Origin of the sequence: Clostridioides sp. ES-S-0006-03 (assembly GCF_020662275.1) — a bacterium.
Lineage (GTDB): Bacteria > Bacillota > Clostridia > Peptostreptococcales > Peptostreptococcaceae > Clostridioides.
Map to the genome: position 1 here is coordinate 78,063 of NZ_JADGMM010000013.1, position 25,981 is coordinate 104,043.

A 25,981-nucleotide genomic window follows, 5' to 3' on the forward strand; every position below is an offset into this window, starting at 1 on the left:
TCCCTTAATCAGTCATCAAAATTATTCTAATCATTTCTTCTACTGTTGTCTTTCCACCTAAAACCTTTTTAACTATATCCTCTTTTAGACTAATCATACCTTGTTTTTTAGCTAACTTTAAAATTTCTCTTTGATTTGCAGATGAATCTATTAGCTCTTTTATTTCTGGTGTAATTTCAAGCATTTCAAATATACCTAGACGTCCCTTATATCCAGTATTATTACATCTTTCACATCCCTGTCCTTTATAGATAGTCACTGATTCGTTTACATCAATTCCAAGAGCCTTTTTTTCTCCAGTGTCTGCTTCATATGAAATTCTACAATGTTCACATATTTTTCGTGTCAGCCTTTGAGATATTACCCCTAAAAGAGATGAAGTTATCAAAAAACTTTCCACATCCATATCTAAAAGACGTGAAATCGCTCCGACTGCTGTATTTGCATGTAATGTACTTAAAACTAAATGTCCTGTAAGAGAAGCTCTAATTGCTATTTCAGCAGTTTCTGTATCTCTTATCTCTCCAACCATTATTATGTCTGGGTCTTGACGCATAAAGGCTCTAAGCCCACTGGCAAAAGTAAGTCCTGCCTTCTCATTTATTTGAGATTGATTTACACCAGGTAGTTCATACTCTATAGGGTCTTCTATCGTTAATAAATTTCTATTTTCCGTATTCAATTGATTTAGCATTGAATATAATGTAGTAGTTTTTCCACTTCCAGTAGGTCCAACTACCAATATAAGCCCATAAGGAGTATTTATTAACTCATCATATATCTTAGAGCCATGTTCATCTATTCCTAGTACTTCTTTACTTACCATAAAATTACTCTTATCAAGTACTCTCATTGCTATTTTTTCATCCCTATTAGTAGGCATTGTAGAAACCCTAAAATCTATAGGTTTATTATCTACTTTTAAATATATTCTACCATCTTGTGGAATCCGCTTTTCAGATATATTTATATCTGACATTATTTTTATACGACTTATTACCGCTTTGTATGGAGCAGAGTTCATTCTCATATATTCTCTTAACATTCCATCTATTCTAAATCTAACACGCATGTAATTTTCGCTTTGTTCTATATGTATATCACTGGCCTCCATTCTAACAGCATTTTCTAGTATATTATTTACTAGTCTTACTATTGGAGCAGCATTTACATCCTCTTCAAGGATTACTGTTTCTCTAATTCCACCAGTCTTGTTTTTGTTGTATTCAGTCATTGCTTTATTTATTTCTGAATGTGCATAAGCATGACCTATTGCTTTGTTTATATCTTCTGCACTTGATATAAATATTTCGACATCTTTACCTGACATACGTCTTACATCTTGAACTGCTTCTCTGTCTTGTGGGTCTGACATGGCTAGACATATTTTATTTCCATCAATTTTGAATGGAAATACAGCATATCTTTTGCATATATTTTCTGGAACCATCTTTGTAGCTAATGTGTCTATTTCTGTTCCTTCTAAAAATACACTTTCTATATCTAAAAGTTCTTTTAATACACTTATTAATAAGTTACTATCTATAAGACCTTCTTGTACTAGAAATTCTCCTAGTCTTTTTCCACTGTTTTTTTGCTCTGATAATGCCCATTTAAGCTGGTCTTCTGTTATGTATCCTTTTTCGACCAGTTTGTCTCCTATTCTAACTTTTTTAGCCACAGATTTCACTCCTTTACTATCTCAATTATATCATCATTTATGATTAGATATTAAAGAAAATAGTATAAAAAGACAGGAAGATTTTCTTCCTGTCTTTTTTATTATATTTTTCATAAAATTTATAATATTTCTTATAAAAATATTGCTTTAATTATTTGCTGAATCCATCTCAGCATTATCTATAAGAACTATATATAGAATCTCATTATCTACTTTCTCATTAGCCTTTAATTGATTTGCAAGTGTACCATCGTTAGCTATAGTTCTGTATATCTTATCTCCACCTATATCACTAACTAACTTTGTTGATTGTGCTCCTGTTAATGTAGCTTTTTCTGAGTCTTTACCTATTTGTAAGACTAACTTATTATCACCCAAAAGCAATTGATAAGCTCCACCTATATCTGCTTTATCAGGAAGAGTTTCCATATAAGTCTTTAGTTTTGTTAAATCACCAACTGATGCTGTAGCTGGCATCTTATTAGTATCTGAATAATAAGACAACGCTGCACTCTTAATTGAGCTATAATCAGACTCAACACTTGCTACCTTAGCCTTGTTTATATTACTAAATAAAGCTGGAACTGCTACCACTGCTAATACACCTATAATTGCAATTACTACCAATAATTCCACTAAAGTGAAACCTTTTTTATTCTTTCTTAACTTCATTTTTATTCCCCCTCAATTTTTTTAATTAATACTTAATTATAATATATCTGGTTAAAAATCTAAGTAAAATTATTTACACGTACTAACCAGATTTATTTCTAGCATATAACCATTTTTTTGAACAAAAAAAACTATGAAAATAAAAGTATCATAAATACAATTTCATAGCCGGTTGCACCACTAACTCAATATGTTCCAAGGTGCCCACATCACAGAACATACATCAACGTTTCTATTTTATTAAATTTAGAATGATATATAACTCATAATAGAGATACATATCCACTTATATTATATAATAGTTACCACATTTTAGCAATACAGTTTATATTATTTATATATACCAAACTTTAACATATTCAAACATAATTTCCGAAAGTAATTATACTATACAAAAAAGAAACATCTCCCTACAATTATCATATATCGTAAGGAGATATTTATAAATTATCATTTAGTTTTATCATTGTCATTTCCATCCTTTGCTAATATTTATTTGAAAGCTAAAAGCTATTACAATATAGTATTTTATTAAAAACATCTATATATAAACATTCTATATTCTTGCAGTTATGATTCAGCCACAATCACTATATAAATGAAACTCTTCATCTATATATATGCTTATCGTACAAAATTACTTTCTTTACAGTAACTTTATATAATCCAGAACCCTCTCACAAACACTAAAGATATAGAATAGATACTATTTTCAATTCTTATAAATAAACTTTCAATAGATTTTTATATTTACTTTAGATTGTGGCTGAATCAATTAATTATTAGGGGTTCATCTTCAATCCTTCCCATTGGAAACACCTCTTTCTTTAATTTATATTTACATAATACTACATAATTCAAACTTTTTCAATGCTTTTTCCAAATATTTTTTATATTCGTAATATTCATAATTTTATATTTTTTATTAAATTTAGTTTTTAATTACTTATCCACATGTTTTACAAGAAACATTTACTTTTATATACACACATACAACTCCAATAAATTATACTAATACATAAATTAGATATTAAAAAAGAGTTGCTTAAAAACTTACTTTAAGCAACTCTTATAAATCTAATTAATTAAAATAATTTACTTACTGATTCATTAGAGAATATCATTCTTATAGCATCTCCAAATAAAGGAGCTACTGTTTTTATTTTTATCTTATCTATTCTTTTTTCTTCAGGAAGTTGTATAGTATCAAGAACTATTAACTCACTTATTTCTGAATTAGAAATTCTTTCAATAGCTGGTCCTGATAATACACCATGAGTACAACAAGCATAAACATCTTTTGCTCCAAACTCTTTAAGCGCATTTGCAGCATTAACGATTGTTCCAGCTGTATCTATCATATCATCTAATAGTATAACATTTTTACCTTTAACATCACCTATTAAGTTCATAACTTCACATACATTAGCTTTTGGTCTTCTCTTATCTATTATCGCTATTGGAACTTCTCCATTTAAAGTATTAGCAAACTTTCTTGATCTAGTAACACTTCCTAAATCTGGAGATACTACTACTAAATCTTCTATTTTCTTTTCATTGAAGTAATCTGCTAATATTGTTCCACCTAATAAGTGGTCTAGTGGTATATCAAAGTATCCTTGTATTTGAGCTGCATGTAAATCCATTGTTAATACTCTGTCTGCCCCAGCAGCAGTTATTAAGTTTGCAACTAATTTAGCAGTGATTGGATCTCTTGCCTTAGCTTTTCTATCTTGTCTTGCATATCCATAGTAAGGAATAACTGCTGTTATTCTTCCTGCTGATGCTCTCTTTAATGCATCAATTAAGATTAATAACTCCATTAAGTTATCATTTACTGGACTATTAGTAGATTGTACTACAAACACATCACAACCTCTTACTGTCTCATTCATGTTTACACATATTTCACCATCACTAAATGTACCTACTTCACAGTCTAGCACTGATACACCTATATAGTCAGCTATTTTTTGTGCTAACTCTTTCGATGAATTACCTGCAATAATTTTAATCTCGCTTCCGCTAGTATTCATTTATGTAACCCTCCTGAAAATTTTAAAATCCTAATGAATATAATTTATAATAATTTCGAGCTAATTTTATTAGCCAAAATAATAAACTAAATAACTACTTACCTTGATTATCTTTTTGATTCTTCTTTTCTACCCATCCTTCTTTAACAACTTGTCTTTGTCTTGCTATTGCTAAAGCTCCATCTGGGACATCATGTGTTATTGTTGAACCTGTTGCTATATATCCTTTTTCTTCTACAACTACTGGTGCAACTAAATTAGAATTTGAACCTATAAACGCATCATCTTTAACTATTGACTTAAATTTATTTTTACCATCATAGTTTACAAATACTACTCCACATCCAATATTTACATTTTTTCCAACATGCGCATCTCCTATATAAGAAAGATGAGATGCTTTTGAACCATCTTCTATAACAGCATTTTTTACCTCTACAAAATCACCTATTTTTACATTGTTTCCTAAGTTAGTTTTCGGTCTTAAATATGCATATGGTCCAACAGTAGTATTATCTCCAACTTTACTATCAAGTATCGTTGAATTTTTTATTTCTGTACCATTTCCTATTTCTGAGTTTGTTATAGATGAGTTCATTCCAATTATACAATCTGAACCTATCTTTGTTTTTCCTTGTAACATAACCCCTGGATATATTATAGTATCATTACCTATCTCAACATCAGATTCTATGTAGGTAGAGTTAGTGTTTATTATAGTCACTCCATTTACCATATGAGATTCATTTATTCTTCTTCTCATAATTTCTTCTGCCTTTGATAATTCCACTCTTGAGTTAACACCCATAAGTTCTTCAATAGTTGAACCTGCAAATGCACCAACTTTTAAGCCCTTGTCTCTCATTATTTTAGCAGTATCAGTTAAATAATATTCACCTTGTGCATTGTTATTATTTAACAAATCTAATGCTTCTCTAAGACTCTTTCCATTAAAACAGTATATCCCAGAATTTATCTCACTTATCATTTTTTCTTCTGAATTTGCATCTTTTTGTTCCACTATTTTAAGAAGGTCACCCTTCTTATCTCTTATTATTCTACCATAACCTGTTGGATTTCCAACTTTTGTTGTAAGAACTGTGGCATGATATTTATTTTCTATATGGAAATCAAATAATTTCTTTAATGTTTCTTCCTTTATAAGTGGAGTATCTCCACAAAGTACAACTATTATATCGTCATCATTTATATATTCTTTAGCCATTTTTACAGCATGTCCTGTTCCAAGCTGTTCTGTTTGCATAGCTATCATAGTTTCTTCTGCAAGTTTTTCTTTTACTACATCCGCTTCATGCCCCAAAATTACAACAGTATCCTTTACACCTGATTTTTTTGAAACATCTATAATATGGTTGACCATTTCTTTTCCGCATACTTTATGTATAACTTTTGGGTATTTAGACTTCATTCTTGTTCCTTTGCCAGCGGCAAGGATTATAGCTTTAAAGTTCATTGATACACTCCATTCAATCTAATTTAATTTTATTCGTATTATTATCTCAATCAATATACATTATAATACATTTATTTAACAATTTGTATACAACATATACATTATCACTAATAATATAGCACTTTTTTACTAAAAAGTACATATTTTAATGCAAATTCTACATTTAAAAAGAGCCTAAATGTTCGGGCTCTCTCCATTTTATATTTATTGTTATTCAGCAGCTACTTCCCATTGAACTAATGCTTCATGATACGCTTGTAAAACTGCATCTTCTAAAACTTGTCTCATTTCTGCATTTATTGGATGAGCTATGTCTCTGAAATTTCCTTCGCCTACTTTTCTGCTAGGCATTGCTATAAATAACCCATTGTGGCCTTCTATAACTTTTATATCATGCACTACAAACAAATTATCAAAAGTTATTGAAACTATACATTTCATCTTGCCTTCTTCTGTTAATTTTCTTACTCTTACGTCAGTTATCTTCATACCAATATATCCCCCTTTGATTTTGACAGAAATTAATTTATATTAAAATTATTATTGTTGGAATAAATTAATATAAACTGTTTTTTAAGTAATTCTATGGACAACTAGGGATATCCTCTTTTTATTTTTACATATTTTTCTAAATATTTTTTTTATTAATCTTCATCTATTTCAAATTCAAATTCTGAATCATTTTCTTCATCTAATTCTTCATTTCTATATTCATCTTTAAAAGTTTTTAAATTTGGTTCAACTACTATTTTATCTCCAGTAACATCTAACTGAATTAGTGATATATAATCTTTTACCATTTTTTCTGAAGGATTTGTTGTAGATATAAATACTCCAGTACCTATAACCTCTGCTCCAAATTCATTCATAAGGTCTACCATTCCTTTTATAGTACCTCCACCCCTCATGAAATCATCTATAATTATAACTTTACTATCTGGTTTAAGAGCCCTTCTTGGTAAACTCATACTCTCAACCTTCGAATTATTTCCACTTACATATGTCATACTAAGGGTAGGACCTTCTGATACTTTTATGTCTTTCCTTATTATAACTAAAGGCAAATTCATAGCCTTTGCAGTCATAAGTGCCATAGGTATACCTTTTGTTTCCATTGTTACAACATAATCTGCATCTACATATTCAATGTTTGAAGCAAATATTTTTCCTATCTTAGCAGCTATTGTAGGGTCATAAATTAAATCAATTAAGTATAAAAAACCACCAGATAGTATTCTAGATGTGTCACATATTTTCTCACATAATTCCATTAAAAACTCTGCATTTTCTGCTATAGAAGTTTTAGGTATATATTTTACTCCTCCTGCTGCACCTGAGATAGTTATAACTTTCCCTAAATGTAGTTTTTCAAATACATTTTTTACAACTAATAAATCTTCACTTATTGTGGATTTTGCTGCATTAAATTGATTTGTAAAATAACTTAATGTATATATTTTATTTGGATTATCAGATAGTATTTTAACTATTGCTCCAATTCTCTCTGTTCTTTTAAATTTCATTACTATTTCCTCCTACAAATACCTTTATATAACGTTAAACTAAATAATGCATAACAATTCGTATTGTGGTATAATATTACTTATGTTTTATTATATTCAAAAATAAAATACATATAATATTATATGCATATTAATTATAAAATATTGAACATTATATTATTATACCACAAAAATAGTTCATATTGTAGGACTTAATTAAAAAGAAAGGTGGTTTTATTATGAATATACACTTTATAGGAATTGGCGGTATCAGCATGAGTGCATTAGCCGAAATATGTATCAATAAGGGTTATCAGGTTTCAGGTTCGGATTCAAACGAATCATATCTATTAGACAAACTTAGGGATCAAGGGGCAAACATCTATATCGGTCAAAAAAAAGAAAATATATCAGATGATGTAAATATGGTTGTTTATACTGCAGCAGTTCACCCAGATAATGAAGAACTTATAGCTGCTCGAGAAAAGAATAAATTAATAATGAACAGAGCTACTTTTTTAGGCCAGATTATGAGAGAATATAAAAACTCTATAGCAGTTTCTGGTACACATGGAAAGACTTCTACAACATCTATGTTGTCTACAATTTTTGAATATGCAGACTTAGACCCAACTATACTAGTTGGTGGTAACTTAAGCATGATAGGTGGTAATGTTAAGATAGGTAATTCTAACCATTTTATAACTGAGGCATGTGAATATGTAGATAGTTTCCTTAATTTTAATCCTAAGATATCTATAGTTTTAAATGTTGAGGAAGACCATCTTGATTATTTCTCAGGTATAGACGAAATCAAAGCTTCTTTTAATAAATTTGGTAAACTTTTACCTCCAGATGGATATTTCATAATAAATGGTGATGATGAAAATGTAGATGACATATTATATGATGTCAAAGCTACTATTATAAAATATGGTAGAGATTCTGACAATGATGCTGTAATAAAAGACATACATTTTGATAATAGTGGTCATGGGATATTTAAAATAGAGTATCAAGGAAAAGATTTGGGAGAATTCGAGCTTTCTGTATATGGTCTTCATAATATATACAATGCTTCTTCTGCTATAATGGCAGCTCTTGTTTCTGGTATTGATTTAGAGACTATAAGAAAAAATTTAAAAATATATAAAGGTGTAGGAAGACGATTTGAATCTAAAGGATACTACAAAAATGCCTTAGTAATAGATGATTATGCACATCATCCAACTGAATTAAAGGCTACTTTAGCTGCTGCTAAAAAGTTAAAAAAATCAACTTTATGGTGCATCTTCCAGCCACATACTTACACTAGAACAAAATCTCTTTTAGGAGAATTTTCAGAAGCTTTCTATGCTGCTGATAAAGTTATCATAACAGACATATATGCTGCAAGAGAAGATGATCCAGGAGATATACACTCTAAAGATTTAGTTGAAAAATTATATCAAAACAACGTAGATGCTATCTACATAAAAGAATTTGAAGATATAGTAAAATATTTACGTGAAAATGTTAATGATAATGATTTAGTAATAACTGCTGGTGCTGGTCCAATATATAAGGTTGCAGACTTACTAGTTGAAAAATAGTATGTAACTAAAAATAACATATAAAAATTAATGTAGGCTATCAAATGATATAATCGCTTGATAGCCTTCTTAATATTTTATTTCTTTCCAATCTCAAATATTTCATTTTTAAGATAATCAAATAAACTTGTATGAACCTCGTAGTAAGAGACAGTTTTTTTAGAAGTAACTTTTACATAATCCTTGCCCATTGTATCTACTTTCACAGCAAAATTTTCACCTTTTATATTTATACTGAAATTATAATCACTTCTTTCCTTGCTTTTTTCTGGCTGAACCTTTCCTACAACTCTTTTTGAAATCATCTTATGTGCTAAATCATCAAACTTCCATTTATGAACCTTCTTAGTTTCTTTTCCATAAGTTATAGTGACCTCTTTCCAGTCTTTATAGTGACTCAAAAGGTCAAATGAAGTATATATACTCTCATCTAAAAGTTTCTTAAAAGAATTTTTGGAATCAATTGGAACTTTATAATATTCCTCTTTATTTACAGTATAGACTCTAAAAAAATTAAGGTCTGTAGAAAATTTAATTCCATCATCAGAATACCCTTCATAAATTGCTTCATAAGAAGTAGTATTTCTTACCTTCTTAAATTCTGAGAAAAAGAACTTTATCTCGTTCCACATATCTTCTTCGATTTTTATGTTTTCTACATTTTTATCTGATACATAAATTTTCTTTTTCTCTTTTATTTGAGTCATTAAAGACCTATTATCTTCTGTCTCTGTTTCTACTTTCTTTGGAACTTCACTCTTATCCTTCTCCATGTTTAGACCTATTTTAAAGGATATAAAGTATATTATAAAGAAAACAACTACTCCTATTAATATTGCAGCTTTTTTCTTTAGTTTTCTTTTCTTACTCATTTAACCACCCCTAGAGTTTATAGTCATAAAACAATTATATAACTTTTTACACTTTTTTTTAAGCTATAATTATTTTATACACTTATTTCCTTGGCAATTAGTGCATGGTTCAACATGAACTGTTATCCCTTTTACAAATTCCATATGTTTTATTATATGTTTTTCCAACTTAGTAGCAATATCGTGCCCCTGTTTTACTGTGAGATTTTCATCAACACATATAGTCAAGTCCACATATGCCATAGCTCCATGCTTTCTAGTCTTTATATCTCCTAGATTTTTAACACCTTCTGTATCTGCTACAATAAACTTTAATTCTCTTCTTTCTTCTTCATCAACTGAAACATCCATCAATTCATTTACAGAACTTCTAAGTATATCGATTCCTACCTTAGCCACAAATACTGCCACTACAACTGACGCAATTGGGTCTAATGGTTTAAATCCTAAAATAGAACCTCCTATACCTATAAATGCAGCCACTGAAGATAGAGCATCTGACCTATGATGCCAAGCATCTGCTTTTAAAGCTGGTGAATTTATCTTTTTAGCAACTTTGATTGTTATTCTATATTGATACTCTTTTATCAAAATTGAGATGACTGACACTATTAACGGAAGTATTGATGGAACACTCAATGCATCTAAGTTAAATAATGATTTAATAGCCCCTATACCTATTGTTATAGAAACAAATATAAGTAATATTGATAATACGAATGATACCAATGTCTCTGCCTTTTCGTGACCATAATTATGTTCCTTATCTCCTGGTCTAGAAGATACATAATTACCTATCAGTACACCTATAGAACTTATAATATCTGAGGCTGAATGTAATCCATCTGCAATCATAGCACTCGAATTACCAATAATACCAGCTATCACCTTAATTATTGTTAAGACTATATTCCAAATTATTGATTGTATTGTTATTTTATTTGCTTCCTCATACCTTGTTTCCATTGTTATTCCTCCTAACAAACCAAATCTAAATATTATTAAAAACATATACTTAAACATAAATTAAATTTATTATTATATTCAAATGTATATCTTTTACTTTCAATAGAGATTATCAATCTTCTATAAAATGAAAAATCACCTAGCTTGAGCTAGGCGATATATATATTATACACTATTATTTAAATTTATGCTTCTTTTATTATCTCTATTACCATTTTGGCAGAATCATATAAATCCTTTATAGCTATATGTTCATCTAATGTATGCGCATTTTTCATACCTATTCCTAGAGTTATAGCTTCAATACCATTTTTACTTAATATATTAGTATCGCTACCTCCTCCTGTAGATTCAGTATGACCTTCTATTCCTAAATTTGAAAATGCTTTTTTTGCAAGTTGTATTATTTCTGAATCTTCATTAACATCTATTGGAGTATATGCTCTATTTACATCTATTTCAATTTTAGCTCCAAAATCCTTAGCAGCTTTTTCAAAAGTTTCTACCATATGTTTAGTTTGAACATCTAATTTATCTTCTTTTAGACTTCTAGCTTCTGCAACTATGTTAACTTCTCCTGTTACTATATTTGTAGCTGTTCCACCATTTATAATTCCTATGTTAGCAGTTGTTTCTTCATCTATTCTAAGTAAATTCATATTATCTATTGCTCTAGCAGCTACCATTATAGCACTTATACCCGCTTCAGGCTCAAGACCTGCATGAGCTGTCTTTCCTAATATCTTAACATTTATTACATCTTGTGCAGGAGCTTTTACTATTATCTCTCCTGGAGAACCACCACTATCTAATACAAAGGCATATTTAGAATCTATTTTTGCATAGTCTAAATTTTTAGCTCCAACTAATCCACATTCTTCACATATAGAGAATACAACTTGAATATCAGTATGTTCTATATTATTTTCTTTTACTTGTCTTAATCCCTCTAATATAGCTGCTATACCTGCTTTATCATCAGATCCTAATATTGTAGTCCCATCACTTTTTATTATTCCATTTACTTCATCCACTATAGGTTTTACCCCTATTCCTGGAGTTACTGTATCCATATGTGAACTAAATAATATTTTCTTTCCTTCTTTATTTCCTTTTAAAGTAGCTATTATATTGCCTGTTTCTCCATTTGCTTTTTCACCAGCATTATCTACTACAACTGAACAACCTATTTCTTCTAACTTTTCAACTAATACTTTGGCTACGTTCCCCTCTTTTAAAGATAAACTGTCTATCTGTATTAATTCAAGGAACTCATTTAAAATTCTTTGCTCGTTTATCATAATCTTCCTCCATAATATAATAGGTATTTCAACATATATTGTAGTGTAATATTTAAATATTATCAATAGTTTTTAAACTTTTATATCATTTTAGTTAAGTTTCTTTACTAAAATGAAAGTTAAAGTTAAATTCTTTCATTCTTATTGTTTTATCTAACTATACTTCTCTGTCTAGAATCTATAAAGCATAACCAGTAGCCTAAACTATTGGTTCTGTGGTCACAAGCTTGATATCTCAAAAATCCTGTACTTCCATTATCTGGTTGTTCATTTCTATTACCTGGAATAGCATAAATATAATGCTTTCTCTTATTATATTCATCATATTGTACTCCGAATAAGTAATGTCTATATTTATATGAATGTAAAACTGCATCACTATACATTGTATAATTCAATACATTTAAATATCCTAAATAAGGCATTGAATATCCACACAATGTTGTAGGGTTTACCTCTATTTTCCACCATCTTGTATTGTCTATATAATCTGCTGTAAAAGGCTTAACTTCTCTAAATAGCTTTAACCCTTTCTTTATTTGCCTAGGCATAAGTAATGTTCCAGCTTGCTTATTCCCACTATCTATTTGATTTATTCCATTGGCTCTTTTTACTTTTTCAACATTATTTTGTTCTTTTTGAGTTTTCTTTGACTTAGTAGTTTTTTGAGAAGCAACTACCTTTTCTTCATGTCTTATTTCAAAATCTTCTTCATCCTCATCATATTCATCTTCATATTCTATATCGTCATAGAATTCATTTTCTTTAGCCTTGTTATAATTTTCTATTTCCTTATAGTTATTAAATTCTTCAATTTCATCATCACTAGAATCTTCTACATCTGCTCTTATCTTTAATTCTCCCTCTTCGGTTTCATCATCTTCCCAATAATCTTCATATTCATCTTCATCATATTCTTCTATAATATATTCTTCGTCACTATCACTGTTTTCTTCATTATCAGCATCTTCTTCTAAGTACTCTTCTTCTCTTTCAACCTCTATATCTTCTTCTAAATACTCTTCTTCACTTTCAGCTAACTCTTCATCTTCTACATCTTGGAATAATATGTCCTCATAATTTTCAATCTTATTTCCCTTAAACCCAACTAGAGGAATATTTCTTTCATACAATAAGGCAATTCCTTTTATTTCTTCATCATAATCCTCTAAATCTAAAACAAATTCACCTCTTCCTTGTTCATTTAAAATTATATTTCCTAAGTCTATTAATCCATGGTCACCTTTTATTGCTACTGCTTTATACCCATCTTTAACATATTTTAGATTTTCTACATATAATGCAATGATTGATTTTTCATCATTTACTTCGACTTTTGCAAAAGCTTTTGGCAGTACTCGTTCTTTGTATCTAAAGTTTATGTCTTTAGCTTCTAGTATTATATAGTCTCTTTTAAACTTTCTTTTAGAACCCACTGCAATCCCCCCTTAACACAGTTTCTCTAAACAATATATGTTAATAAAATAAAAAAAAGTACCTCCTATTTAGAAGATACTTTTGTATTTACTATATTTGAAAGAACTGCAAACTCTTCTATACTAAGAGTTTCACCACGTCTTTTTTCATCTATATTAGCTTCTTTTAATATTTCTCTTATTTCGTCCTTATTAAGAAAACCAAGGCCTCCCAATGAATTAAGTAAAGTCTTCCTTCTTTGTCCAAAAGATGCTTTTACTGTCTTGAAAAATAGTTCTTCATTATGAACATCATATTTCTTTTCAGCTCTGACATGTAAACCTATAACCGTTGAATCTACATTGGGTTGTGGTATAAACATATGTCTTGGAGCCTTTGCTACAATTTCTGTTTCACAATAGTACTGAACAGCTATGGACAATGCTCCATAATCCTTTGTACTTGGAACAGCATTCATTCTATCTGCAACTTCTTTTTGAACCATAACTACTATATCCGTTACAGGTATATCCTCTTCTAAAAATTTCATAACTATTGGTGTAGTTATATAATATGGAAGATTTGCTACAAGCTTAACTGGTCCACCATTTAATTTATCTTTTACTAGTTCTTGTATATCTACTTTTAATATATCTTGGTTTATAACTTCTATATTCTCTAAATCTGATAAGGTATCTTTCAATATAGGAATTAAGTTTCTATCAATTTCTATAGCTACCACTTTCTCTGCTACCTTACCCATTTCACAAGTAAGTGTACCTATCCCAGGACCTACTTCTATTATGTTATCTCCTTCTGTAACTCTAGCTCCATCCAATATTTTATCTATTATATTACTATCTATTAAAAAATTCTGACCTAAAGACTTTGAAAATTTAAAATTATGTTTTTGTACTACTTCTTTCGTTGCACTGTGTGAAGATAGTCTATCCATCGTTTACTCCTTTTTAACTTATTTTAAGATTTTATCCTATTAATTATACTTATTTACATGTGTTTAAAGCAAAATATTTATTAAAGATAATTTATTTTAAATTACTCCATAATTTTATATTTATTTTTTATATATTTTTTTCATATCATACATGCTTACATTTAAATTTGTTTTAATGCACTTATAAATTCTTCTCTTTCAACACCATAATTATTTAATCTATTTAAAAATTGCTTTGCATTTCCATAACCAATCCCAAGTATTTTACCAAGTGCATCTCTCCTAGATGATGCATCTTCATTTCCTATAAGACCATTTCTAATCAAATCAACTTGTTTAAATTCATCTCTTTTCTCTGTACTTTCAGTTCTAACTTTATTTAAAGCTGCTATTATACTTTTAGGAGTAGCATTTTCTATACCTATATCTCCATCCTTTTTAGCTTCTTCTCTTGGTAAAAACGCATGTTTACATCCTGGAACTTCTGATGCTATTTTTTTTCTTATTTTTTCACCTGCAAAATCTGGGTCGGTAAATATTATAACTCCTCGTCTTTCATTAGCTGATTTTATACGCTCCATTACTCCTTTTGGAAATCCAAATCCACCTGTGGTTATAAGTTCTGCATCTATTGCTCTCTTAACAGCTGTAACATCATCTCTTCCCTCTACTACTATTATCTCTTTTATCATATAAATTCACCTTTTATTTGTTTTTAGTTTTTGTTTACATCTCTTTATTTTAAGGTTTTTATTTAATTTAATCAAGGCACTAACCTATTTATTTTTATTTAGAAATCTATAGTTTAAGAAAAATTTATTCCTACTAGATAAATATATTCACTATTATATTCTATTGAATCACCTATAAGCAACAATAAGTCCCATGTAGCATTACCTGTATTAATATTATATCATCCATACAATTTTCTTTTTTAATATTAATGATTTATAGAAAAAGATGTAGAACTCAGGACAAATATACATTAAAAGAGCCTAGATATAAATTTTATATTCTAGGCTCTTTTTTATTGTATTTTATTAATGAATTTAACTTTCCTTTTCTGTCTTTCCATCATATTTTGATATCCATTTATTTAATATAGTTTCTCTATTTTTTGCTGCTGATTTTAAATCATTATCTATCATTTGTTCTAATGGCTTTTTAGGGAATCCTTCTGGTATTGGATTTCCTGTATCAACTGTAGTAACTGCATAGTTCTTAGAATACTCATTCATTGCATCTTTACTTATTGCCCAATCTAAAAATACCTTAGAAGCTTCTTTTATATTATCTTTTTTTACAAGAGCATTTGCTTCTATATCCCATCCAGAACCTTCTTTTGGAAACACTACTTCTACTGGATAACCTTCTTCTTTTAATTTTATGCCTCTGTATCCAAAAGATATCCCTATAGGATACTCTCCTGAAGCTGCTGATGTAGCTGGAGCTGAACCTGATTGAGTATATACACCAATATTTTCATGTAACTTATCCATATATTGCCATGCTTTTTCTTCTCCCATAATTTGTATAAGCGCTGATACCGTTAAATATCCTGTACCAGAAGAAGATGGATTAGGCATAGATATAAGACCTTTATATTCTGGCTTTATCAAATCTTCATAAGAACTAGGAACTGGTATATTTTTATCTTTTAATTCTTTAGTATTTACTGTTATACCTGTCATCCAAGCATCTATTCCAACCCATGAAGGTACTTCTTTATCATCTTTAAATGCAGGGTCTATCTTATCAGACCCTTCTGGAGCGTATGGTTCTAACATTCCTTGGTCATCTGCAACTAGCAAGCTTGTGGCAGCAATCCCCCATACAATATCTGCTTGAGGGTTATCTTTTTCTGCTAATAGTCTTGCTGTTATATCTCCTGTTGATGCTCTAACAACATTTAATTTAATATCTGGGTATTTTTCTTTAAATGTAGCTAAATATGGGTCTATACTGTCTTCTTCGATTGCTGTGTAAACTGTTAAATCACCTTTTGTTTTACTATCAGACTTTGAGTCTCCACCTGATGAGGCAGTGCTACATCCTGTTATTACACTCAATAAAAGTGTTGATAATACTCCTAAAGAAACTAGCTTCTTAAATTTCATCTTTACCTCCCCTATGCAACATCTTTTTGTTGCCATTTTTGTGTATTATTTTTTAATTTTTTTGTTACGAATTCATAGCAAAGTCTTACTATTATATTTGTTAAAAGCACTAATACTGCCATAGCTGCTGATGGTCCTATATATCCTATCTCATCTAACTTCAATATGGATATTGATGCAGTCTGAGTCTGAGGAGTATATAAAAATATTAATGCTGAAACAGTAACCATTGAATTTACAAAATAATATACTACTATCTCAAGTATTGATGTTATAGACATTGGTACTGTGATGTTGAAAAACACTTTATAAAAGGGAATGTTTATAGATTTTGCAACTAACTCATACTCTCTATCCAACATTTTTAGTGACGAATTTGAAGTTATAAAGCAAACAGAGTAAAAATGTACTATATTTACTATGACAAGTATAGCTGTACCACCATATAGGAAATTTAGTGGATTACTTGCTGAGTTAAAAAAAGTTATATATGATATTCCTAGCACTAGACCTGGTAATGCCATTGGTATCATAGATAAAAAGTAAGCTGTTTGTCTTAATCGTGGAAACTTATCTACTTTTTCTATCATGTATGCACTAAAAAACACAAATATAGTTCCAAATATAGCTGTTAATGTTGATATTTTTAAACTGCTTAAATAGGTTTTTAATCCGCTTCCTAAAATACCTTTAAATGTATAATGTTCCATTGTAAAACTTAGGTTATATGGCCATAATTTTATGACTGAACCTATAACTGAAACAAATATCAAAATGAAGATTAATAAAGTTATAAAACTACATGCTATTAAAAATACTCTATCTCTAAATTTGTTTTCTTTAATTTTATAAGGCATAGATTTTGCTGTTATAGTCATTCCTTGTTTTTTACTTGCCACCTTGTCTAATGTAAAAGCTATTAGTACAGGAATCAACATTACCATAGAAACAGTTGCTCCCATTGGTATGTTAAACTGCCCTACTACTTGCTTATATATATCTGTAGCTAACACATTATAGTTTCCTCCGACTACTTTTGCTGCTCCAAAGTCTGTAAATGCAAGTATAAAGGATACAAAGAAGGAGCTTACTAGTGAGTACTTTATGCCTGGAATTGTAATTTTAAAAAACTTTTTAAAATCACTAGCCCCTAAGCTATCTGCTGCTTCATAAAGTCTATAATCTGCCATTGAAAGAGCAACGGATAGTATTAAAAAAGCTTGTGGAAATGTAAACAGTATTTGAGAGACAATTATTCCTAATGGTCCATATAATGGTATCTCAAATCCCATTGTTGTAAATATTCCTTTATTTCCAAACAGGTATATAAGTGAAATACCATATAACATAGTTGGTGCAAAAAGGGGAAACATTCCCATAGTTTTAAAAAAATTCTTAAATTTTATATTTGTTCTTGTTATTGCATATGAATAGATAAATGCTAAACATAGTGATATTAAAGATGAAACTGTAGATACAAAAATTGAATTTTTAAATGATGCTATAAGACTTGGATTTTCAGCATATTTACTAAAATTTGAAATACCTATGAAGTTTCCACTTGTATCTAAAAATGCATTTTTTAATAATGATACTAAAGGAAACAATATAAATACTATTAGTATAATTAGCGAAAAAATTAAAAAACATTTTTGTATTGTACTATCACTTATCCTTCTTTTGTTTTTTGTTGTTATCATTTATTCACCCCTAGCTATTAAGCACATCCCTCTGATTTATATTCTACAATTCCTTCTTTGGGAATTTTAAAATTTATTTTAGACCCTATACATAGTTTCATTTGTTCTGCAACTTTTGAAACTATATCTAATTTTATTTTCTTAGAACAATACTCAACTGTAATTCTATAGTTAAATCCTCTAAATTCAATATCTAAAATCTCTCCAACTTTGATATCATTGTCTTTAGAATCTCTATTAAATTCTACTTTTATATCTTCTGGTCTGATAGCTATCTTATTAATACCATCATCTATAAAGTTTATTGTTCCTATAAAATCAGCTACAAAAGGGGTCTCTGGATTTTTATATACTTCTTTTGGAGTCCCAACCTGTATTATTTCTCCACTATTCATAACAACCATTTTATCCGCCAAGCAAAGTGCCTCTTCTTGGTCGTGAGTTACCATTATAGTAGTAATACCCAGTTTTCTATGTAAGCTTCTAATCTGTTCCCTAAGTTTCAATCTTACTTTTGCATCCAATGCAGATAATGGTTCATCAAGAAGTAAAAAATCTGGCTCTAGAGCAATTGCACGAGCTAGTGCGACTCTCTGTTGTTGCCCTCCTGATAATTGAGAGGGATACTTTTTCTCATATCCACTTAATTCTACTACCTCTAAAACTTCATTAACTTTCTTATCAATATTAGATTTATTTATATTTTTATTTTCTAAGCCAAAAGCTATGTTTTTGTAAACAGTCATATTTGGAAATAGTGCATATGACTGAAAAACTATACCAAAATTTCTACTTTCAGGTGGTGAGTTTGTCATATCTTTATCATTTATTATTATTTTTCCATCATGTTTGTCTTCAAGCCCTGCAATTATCCTAAGCAATGTACTTTTCCCACATCCACTTGGTCCCAATAAACAAATAAACTCTCCTTTTTCAATATCAATAGATATGTCTTTTAGCACTTTAGCTTGTCCATAACTTTTACTTACATCTTTAACTTGTAAAAAAGACATTTATAAAACCCCTCCTAAGGCTAACCTAAACTTAAATAAATCTTCTCTATTTAAGCTTTTACTTCCTAGGTCACACTCATGCTGAGAGTAAAGCCCATGATAATCTGAGCCTCCTGTAACAACTAAGTTGTATTTCTTAGCATAAGAAAGTGACTCTTTTTCTAAGTCTTTATTGTGAGATGGATGATACACTTCTATCCCATCTAATCCAACATTCACCATATCTTCAATAGCATTAAAATTGTCCATTTGCCCAGGATGAGCTAGTACGCAAATTCCACCAGAACTTTTTATAGCTCTTATTGCATCTTTATAATCTACATATTTTAAAGATACATACGCCTTACCATTTCCTCTATGAAACAACTCTTTATATAAACTTGAATATATTTTATCTGTGTATCCTTTATCTATAAGCGCTTTCATTATATGTTGTTTAAATATTCCAGTCTTTGATGAATATTTCTTTACATCTTCTAGAGATATTTTATATCCTAAATCTATAATTTTATTTACCATCTTAACAGATGCTTTATGTCTATCACAAACCATTGGATTACATAAATTTTTTATTTCTTGACTATTTAAATCTATGTTATAGCCCAAGATATGAACTCTTTTTCTGTTTTTATAATCGTATGCTGATATTTCTATACCTGGTATTATAGTTATTCCATAATTTTCTCCCAATATGATAGCTTCATCTAATCCAGACAATGTATCATGATTTGTTATTGCTAAAACACTTATATTATTTTCTGATGCTCTCTTAATTATTTCTTCTGTAGTGAAGTTATTATCTGATATGCTTGTATGACAATGTAAATCTGTTAACAATCTTTATACCTCCCTTTTATAAACTGTTTTTCCATTTACAATAGTATTTACAACTCTTGGATACTCACTATCAATATCCAATAAAACTAAATCCGCTTTTTTATTTTCTTTTATGCTACCTCTTTCACCATATATACCAACTGCTTTAGCTGGATTTGAAGTAAATAGGTTAACTGCTTTATTTAGATTGTTAGTTTCTTGTGCAACTATGCACATGGACTTTATCATTGCTGATGGAAGATAGTCTGAACAAACAATATCACAACAGTCTTCCAATATAGCATCCATTGCCTTTAAGTTGTTATTATGAGATTTCCCTCTTACAATATTTGGGGCACCTAGACAAGTTAAAACACCCAATTTCTTTGAATATTTTGCAACTTCAAGAGTTATAGGAAATTCAGATACATTAACTCCTATATTTTTTATAAAATCCATTTTTTCTAACGTATCATCATCATGTGATGCAACATTTATATTTTTAGTTTTTGCCACTCCGATGACACTGGCTATTTTATTCCAATCTAAATTATCATGTAAATCTACTAAGTCATCTAACCATGTATCTACATAATTTTCTGTTACTCCCCATACCTTAGTAGCATACTCTCTATAGAACTTTGGATTTGTATACTGACCTTGTCCTGGAGAATGGTCCATTATAGATAAATAGTCTATTTTATCTTCTTCTAACAACTCTGACACCTTCTCTAAACCTTCATGGTATAACACTTCATACCTTAAGTGAACTTTATGATTTATATTCTTACTATTTATATTTTTGTACGAATCGATATTTTCAATCATTTCCAAAGAATTATCAATACTTCTAACTCCTACTCCATCACCCAAAGATATAGAATGATAAACTGTTGTTATTCCATTTGCAGGTAGTTTTTTATCTAGTTCATAAAATGCCATATTAAATGGTAATAATGTACTTGGTCTTGGCTCTATTTCCTTTTCAATAGCATCACTATGAATATCTATGATACCAGGTATAACATATAAGTTTTTTGCATCTATTATTTCATCTATCTCGTTGAAATCTAGTAAATAATCAATCTTATCATTTGAGACTTTCTTTATTGTATCTCCTTCTATAATTAAATGGCCATTTTCTAATATTTTATCTTCCAATACAATATTTGCATTATGAATTAATTTTACCATCTAAGCTACCCCACTTTCACTTATAGTGCCTTTTGTCATAGTAAATGTTTTATCTATAACAGTCTCCATAAATTCTATATCATGAAATATCCCTATCATTGTAGTTCCTTGATTTTTAAGTTCCAACATTTTTTCTTTTACGTATATTTTAGATTGATTATCAAGTGATGCAGTTGGTTCATCAAGTAACAAAAGCCTAGGTTTTTTGACCATAGCTTGTGCTAGATTTAATCTTAATTTTTCTCCGCCAGAAAAATTATTCGGATAAGCATCCCACAAGTTTTCCTTTATTTCAAACTGAGTTAGTATATCTTTTGCCATATCATATGCACAATCTTTTTCAAATCCACTCTCAATTAAAGAATGTACTACTAGCTCAATAGCCGTTATTCGTGGAAGTGTTTTTAAAAACTGTGATACATATCCTATTTCCTTTTTTCTAAGATTTATCATTTCTCTGTCACCAATTGTAGATAAATCTATCTTTCCATATATTTCTGAGTTAAATATTATTTCTCCAGTCGTTGGGATATATGTTTTATAAATACTTTTTAATATAGTAGACTTTCCCGCTCCAGATTTTCCTATTATTCCTAAAAATTCACCTTTGGAAATTGTAAAATTTATTTCACTACACGCTTTTATAGTTTTATTTAATGCATGTAATTCAAAATCTTTGCTAAAATTATTTACTTCAAGTATAATTTCTTCCATTTTATTTAAAACCCCCATTTTACTTATTTACAAATATTATTTATAGTAGTGAATTTATAAGTTGCTGAGTATATGGATGCTGTGGGTCTTCCATTATTTGGTCTGTTAAACCAGATTCGATTACACTTCCATTTTTCATAACAATTGTCCTATCAGCAAGCATTTTTATAACATCAAAGTCATGAGATACTACTATCATAGAGATTTTAAGCTCTCTTTGTATTTCCCTTATTAAATCTAATACCTCAGCTTGTACAGAAACATCCAGTCCTGTTGTAACTTCGTCTAATAAAAGTATTGGAGGATTATTAGAAAGTGCTTTTGCTATTTGAACTCTTTGTTGCATTCCCCCACTAAAATATTTCGGTTTGTGGTCTATTCTTTCTACAGGTATATTAGTCTTTACTAGAAGCTCTTTAGCCCTATCTCTTATTTTCTCAACATTATATATATTAGCCATTAATAATTTCTCTGCTATATTCCCACCACTACTAAAATTCAAATTTAAACCAAGGTGGGGATTTTGATATACAATACCCATAAAATGATTCTTTATGTACCTCTTTTTTTGGTCTGAGAGTTCTAATATATTTGTACACTTGTCATAATTTGACATGTACACTTCTCCACTATTTGCATTCTCTTGAAAAAACAAAATCTTTAACAATGTACTTTTTCCTGAACCAGATTCTCCAACAATACCAAGAACTTCTCCTTCATAAAGTTCAAGATTTACATTATTACATGCAACTATAGAACCACAATATTTACATATATTATTACTTTCATATCCTGTACTCTCAAAACAATTTTCACATCCATCTCCATAAATAAGATTAATATTTTTTCCTATTAACACTTGTTTATCTATATTTTCTATTTTTTTGTCTTCGCCTAGTTTTGCACTACTCATTCCAAGCACCTCCAATTGCCACATCTACGCCATCATTTCTTAACCTAACTTTTTCACAATAACTTGTATCAGAACAGCTATAGTACTTTTCATTAGTATCACCATCATATACTTCATCTAGAAATGTATTTGAACTTTTACATAAACTACAATGTTTTCCTTCAAATTTTTCCTCTTCAAATTTATAGTCATCAAATTCTAAAGGTTCTACCTTTGTGTATGGAGGTATAGCGTATATTCTCTTTTCTCTACCTGCACCAAATAAAAATAAGTTATCTGACATGTTTAATTTCTTTATATCAAATCTTGGTATTGGCGATGGATTCATTAAATATCTATCATTTACTTTACATGGATACTCTGCTGCTATTGATATATCATCAAATTTAACTATATCTTCATACAGATATACCCACATCCTACTATAATCTTCTTCTGAATGCATTCTTCTTGTCTCTACTTCACTAGGCTCTACTATTCTAAGTGTCTCTGGTATTGGCACTTGAAATATCAGTATTTGATTAGACATTAATTTTTCTTCTGGTATTCTATGTCTTGTTTGAATCAATGTAGATTTTAATGTATCTTTTGTAGTTTCTACATTACTTACACTTGAAATAAAATTTCTTATATTACAAGCATTTGTAGAATCATCACTTCCTTGGTCAATCACTTTTACTACATCACTTTCACCAAGCAATGATAGGGTTAGTTGTAGTCCTCCAGTCCCCCATCCCTTAGCAATAGGTAATTCTCTTGAACCAAAAGGTACTTGATAACCAGGTATTGAAACTGCTTTTAGTATTTTTCTTCGGATTTCTTTTTTTGTATTTTCATCTAAAAAACCATAGTTATATATCACTTAATTTCCCTCCATATCCTATTTTATTCTTTCTACATCTGCTTTAAAATCTACATAGTGAGGAAGCTTAAAGTGAGATATAAACCCTAATGAATCTATACCATCTATATGAAGTAATACAAATTCTTCATCTTGGGCTAATTTTTCACTATTTGGTTCCAAAGATTTATCTAGTATAGCCATAGATATAGCCTTATTTTCATTATTTCCCATACAAAGACCATATCCTAAAGACATTTTATTTATATCTCCCGATTTATTTTTAGAATTTTCAGACTTACTTTGTGATGCTTTTGATACTATTTCACACTCAGTAACTAACATTTCTCCGATTGTTATTTGCTCATCTTCATAAATAGGATGTTTTATTTTTATATATACATCTCCTGTCCTAAGTTCACTTATATATGGATGTTCATCACCAAAACCTCTTACAATAGAATAAGCAAACCCTGATACGGCTCCACTTTCACCTCTAGTAAGTGCCTGCAATTTAGCTGACCTAGAAACTGGAAATCTTAGGCTGTTTCTTGTAATATCATCTATTACTTCTTCTAATTTATCTTCATAAGTATCCTCTTCCAACAAATTCTCTTTTCTAAATATATTAGATACTTTTGTGAATTTAGGTATTTCATTCACTTTTTCTAAGTCATTTATATAGTTAGCTTTAAAATCTCTATTTTTTTCTTCATCTTCTTTAAGCAACTCTACATTTAGTATTCTATTTTCATAATCTCTAGTTGCTCCAAGATACTGCCCTCCTGGTATATCTTTAAATGTAGCTGATATTCTTCTACCTATTCTCATTTCTTCTGTATTTATAGGTTCTGAATAGGTTACTCTAGGCATTGTTGACCTTAATGCTCTTATATAGAAAGATGCTTCTAATATATCACCTTGAGCCTGTTTTATAGCTAATGCAGATAATTCCTTATTGTATAGACTTCCTTCAGAAATCACTTTGTCCACAGCATAAGACATTTGCTCTTTAATTTGTTTTACATCTATTGGTAGGCTTTCTCCTTTTATTCTATAAAATTCAAGTATATTTTTAGCCTGTAATATAGCTTCTTCTCCACCTTTAACTGCCACATAAGCCATTATTATAATACCTCCCAACTTAATTTTGATGACCTTGGTATAAATGCAAGTTCTCCTTTGTTATCTATTAAAATCAAATCTGACCCTGTCGGATAGTCTTTATTTATCATAAGTAATCTTTCTAAGAATTCTTGTTTAACTCCATCTATATATAAATTCTTTTTAGATTTTATACCAGGACCACTTAAATAAAGTCTTATGAATTTATCTTTATAATCTGTTGATAGTTCATTTACTTGGTGTATTATAGTTGTACTTTCATCAGGATATTCAAAAGAACCTATTTTAATTTGTAGTATATCTAATTCTGAATTAATATCTAAAAACAGATAATCTGATTTATTGTAATTTACTTGGTTTGACATTGTCAGCGCTCTTATATTTTTTATATCTTCTTTAGTACAGTTTTCTATATAGAAGGTAACTTCTTGGTCTAATAAAGTAATTGCTATACCAATTGCTCCATTTGATAATTTTGTATTATTTTCTATATTTATATTATTGATGTTATTTAATTTCCCAGGAAATGAAGCACTATCTAGCAACTTTCTATATATTTCTTGCGTGTAACTTACCATGATTCTCCTCCTACTTAATCCATAGTATTGAATTGGACTTTTGTTTTATTAATTAAACTAAATTCATTAATAAGTTCTTGCTCATATCTTAAACTTTCTTCACAGATACTTTTATTTATGTAGTTCTTTAATTCATCAAATTTATTATTATTGCTATGTAAAACTGCATCTATAGTTGCCAAGCAAATAACTTTTTTTTCATTATTTTCTGCAACTATACCATAACCTAAGCTTTCATCTACCTTAACACTACACTCTGTAACTAGTATTTCTCCTAAATTAAATGTAGTATTTTTTACACTTTCGTTGGCTCTCACCATCACTGTAGCTAAGCTAGGGGCTTTAATTATAGAAATGCTTGATGTATTTTTTATCATTAAATATATTTGCTCTAATTTCTCATAGTTCATATTTATCAATATCTTAGTACTATCAACTGTATGCAAAATTTTGCCTCCTTAATCTTTCCTTTATTTACTTATTTCTAAGAATATAATATACAA

Annotated in this window: 24 protein-coding genes and 1 riboswitch; of the genes, 1 reads left to right on the forward strand and 23 read right to left on the reverse strand. The window is 29.3% G+C overall.

The genetic code is table 11. The features are described 5' to 3' along the window. Positions 1-4: 4 nt before the first annotated feature. The 6 genes from IR151_RS15810 to purR all read right to left on the reverse strand — a co-directional run bounded on the left by IR151_RS15810 (position 5) and on the right by purR (position 7,386). Positions 5-1,681 (reverse strand): GspE/PulE family protein, encoded by a 1,677-nt coding sequence (locus tag IR151_RS15810; RefSeq protein ID WP_227436326.1) that lies wholly within the window; start codon positions 1,679-1,681, stop codon positions 5-7. Between the two features lie 147 nt (positions 1,682-1,828). Beyond that, a complete protein-coding gene (locus tag IR151_RS15815) occupies positions 1,829-2,353 on the reverse strand; it encodes a prepilin-type N-terminal cleavage/methylation domain-containing protein (protein WP_227436328.1) in 525 nt (174 codons plus the stop codon). A gap of 157 nt (positions 2,354-2,510) precedes the next feature. Then, positions 2,511-2,596: riboswitch (cyclic di-GMP riboswitch) on the reverse strand. Between the two features lie 842 nt (positions 2,597-3,438). After that, a complete protein-coding gene (locus tag IR151_RS15820) occupies positions 3,439-4,389 on the reverse strand; it encodes a ribose-phosphate diphosphokinase (protein ID WP_054271950.1) in 951 nt (316 codons plus the stop codon). 94 nt (positions 4,390-4,483) lie between these two features. Continuing rightward, the gene (glmU, locus tag IR151_RS15825; protein WP_227436330.1) at positions 4,484-5,863 is read right to left on the reverse strand and encodes a bifunctional UDP-N-acetylglucosamine diphosphorylase/glucosamine-1-phosphate N-acetyltransferase GlmU; all 1,380 of its coding nucleotides are present in this window, start codon (positions 5,861-5,863) and stop codon (positions 4,484-4,486) included. 210 nt (positions 5,864-6,073) lie between these two features. Next, positions 6,074-6,352, reverse strand: a complete 279-nt coding sequence (gene spoVG, locus IR151_RS15830) for a septation regulator SpoVG (RefSeq protein ID WP_003421453.1) — start codon at positions 6,350-6,352, stop codon at positions 6,074-6,076. 155 nt (positions 6,353-6,507) lie between these two features. After that, positions 6,508-7,386, reverse strand: a complete 879-nt coding sequence (gene purR, locus IR151_RS15835) for a pur operon repressor (RefSeq protein ID WP_227436331.1) — start codon at positions 7,384-7,386, stop codon at positions 6,508-6,510. A gap of 218 nt (positions 7,387-7,604) precedes the next feature. Between purR and murC the strand changes: the two genes are divergently transcribed. Then, a complete protein-coding gene (murC, locus tag IR151_RS15840) occupies positions 7,605-8,957 on the forward strand; it encodes a UDP-N-acetylmuramate--L-alanine ligase (protein ID WP_227436333.1) in 1,353 nt (450 codons plus the stop codon). Between the two features lie 77 nt (positions 8,958-9,034). Here the strand turns inward: murC and IR151_RS15845 are convergent, their stop codons facing one another. From IR151_RS15845 to phnG, 17 genes are all read right to left on the reverse strand, one after another. Then, positions 9,035-9,829, reverse strand: a complete 795-nt coding sequence (locus tag IR151_RS15845; protein ID WP_227436335.1) for a hypothetical protein — start codon at positions 9,827-9,829, stop codon at positions 9,035-9,037. A 69-nt stretch (positions 9,830-9,898) separates the two neighbouring features. After that, entirely contained in the window at positions 9,899-10,795 is an 897-nt protein-coding gene (locus IR151_RS15850) for a cation diffusion facilitator family transporter (RefSeq protein ID WP_227436337.1), read from the reverse strand. Positions 10,796-10,980: 185 nt separating this feature from the next. Further along, complete coding sequence (locus tag IR151_RS15855) at positions 10,981-12,096, reverse strand: M20/M25/M40 family metallo-hydrolase (protein WP_227436340.1); 1,116 nt, start codon at positions 12,094-12,096, stop codon at positions 10,981-10,983. A 149-nt stretch (positions 12,097-12,245) separates the two neighbouring features. Then, positions 12,246-13,532: a hypothetical protein gene (locus IR151_RS15860; RefSeq protein ID WP_227436342.1), complete on the reverse strand. Its 1,287-nt coding sequence runs from the start codon at positions 13,530-13,532 to the stop codon at positions 12,246-12,248. Positions 13,533-13,597: 65 nt separating this feature from the next. Beyond that, a complete protein-coding gene (gene rsmA / locus IR151_RS15865) occupies positions 13,598-14,467 on the reverse strand; it encodes a 16S rRNA (adenine(1518)-N(6)/adenine(1519)-N(6))-dimethyltransferase RsmA (protein WP_227436343.1) in 870 nt (289 codons plus the stop codon). Between the two features lie 161 nt (positions 14,468-14,628). Further along, positions 14,629-15,159 (reverse strand): ribonuclease M5, encoded by a 531-nt coding sequence (gene rnmV / locus IR151_RS15870; protein ID WP_227436345.1) that lies wholly within the window; start codon positions 15,157-15,159, stop codon positions 14,629-14,631. Positions 15,160-15,516: 357 nt separating this feature from the next. Next, the gene (locus IR151_RS15875) at positions 15,517-16,584 is read right to left on the reverse strand and encodes a putative 2-aminoethylphosphonate ABC transporter substrate-binding protein (protein ID WP_227436348.1); all 1,068 of its coding nucleotides are present in this window, start codon (positions 16,582-16,584) and stop codon (positions 15,517-15,519) included. 11 nt (positions 16,585-16,595) lie between these two features. Continuing rightward, positions 16,596-18,284, reverse strand: coding sequence for a putative 2-aminoethylphosphonate ABC transporter permease subunit (locus IR151_RS15880; RefSeq protein WP_227436349.1), 1,689 nt, complete (start codon positions 18,282-18,284; stop codon positions 16,596-16,598). Positions 18,285-18,301: 17 nt separating this feature from the next. Continuing rightward, positions 18,302-19,297 carry an ABC transporter ATP-binding protein gene (locus IR151_RS15885; protein WP_227436351.1) on the reverse strand — a complete coding sequence of 332 codons (996 nt, stop codon included), beginning with the start codon at positions 19,295-19,297 and terminating at the stop codon, positions 18,302-18,304. Further along, positions 19,298-20,134 carry a PHP domain-containing protein gene (locus IR151_RS15890; RefSeq protein ID WP_227436354.1) on the reverse strand — a complete coding sequence of 279 codons (837 nt, stop codon included), beginning with the start codon at positions 20,132-20,134 and terminating at the stop codon, positions 19,298-19,300. A gap of 3 nt (positions 20,135-20,137) precedes the next feature. Further along, positions 20,138-21,307, reverse strand: a complete 1,170-nt coding sequence (locus IR151_RS15895; protein ID WP_227436356.1) for an alpha-D-ribose 1-methylphosphonate 5-triphosphate diphosphatase — start codon at positions 21,305-21,307, stop codon at positions 20,138-20,140. Beyond that, positions 21,308-22,021 (reverse strand): phosphonate C-P lyase system protein PhnL, encoded by a 714-nt coding sequence (locus tag IR151_RS15900; RefSeq protein ID WP_227436358.1) that lies wholly within the window; start codon positions 22,019-22,021, stop codon positions 21,308-21,310. It abuts the gene before it with no gap. A gap of 40 nt (positions 22,022-22,061) precedes the next feature. Continuing rightward, on the reverse strand, positions 22,062-22,934 hold the full coding sequence (locus IR151_RS15905; protein WP_227436360.1) for an ATP-binding cassette domain-containing protein: 873 nt from the start codon (positions 22,932-22,934) through the stop codon (positions 22,062-22,064). Further along, complete coding sequence (locus IR151_RS15910; RefSeq protein ID WP_227436361.1) at positions 22,927-23,796, reverse strand: alpha-D-ribose 1-methylphosphonate 5-phosphate C-P-lyase PhnJ; 870 nt, start codon at positions 23,794-23,796, stop codon at positions 22,927-22,929. Before IR151_RS15910 ends, IR151_RS15905 begins: the two co-directional genes overlap by 8 nt. Before the next feature lie 18 nt (positions 23,797-23,814). Next, positions 23,815-24,900 carry a carbon-phosphorus lyase complex subunit PhnI gene (locus tag IR151_RS15915; RefSeq protein WP_227436363.1) on the reverse strand — a complete coding sequence of 362 codons (1,086 nt, stop codon included), beginning with the start codon at positions 24,898-24,900 and terminating at the stop codon, positions 23,815-23,817. A 2-nt stretch (positions 24,901-24,902) separates the two neighbouring features. After that, positions 24,903-25,478, reverse strand: a complete 576-nt coding sequence (phnH, locus tag IR151_RS15920) for a phosphonate C-P lyase system protein PhnH (protein ID WP_227436365.1) — start codon at positions 25,476-25,478, stop codon at positions 24,903-24,905. Positions 25,479-25,492: 14 nt separating this feature from the next. After that, positions 25,493-25,924, reverse strand: coding sequence for a phosphonate C-P lyase system protein PhnG (gene phnG / locus IR151_RS15925; RefSeq protein ID WP_227436367.1), 432 nt, complete (start codon positions 25,922-25,924; stop codon positions 25,493-25,495). Positions 25,925-25,981 lie beyond the last annotated feature (57 nt).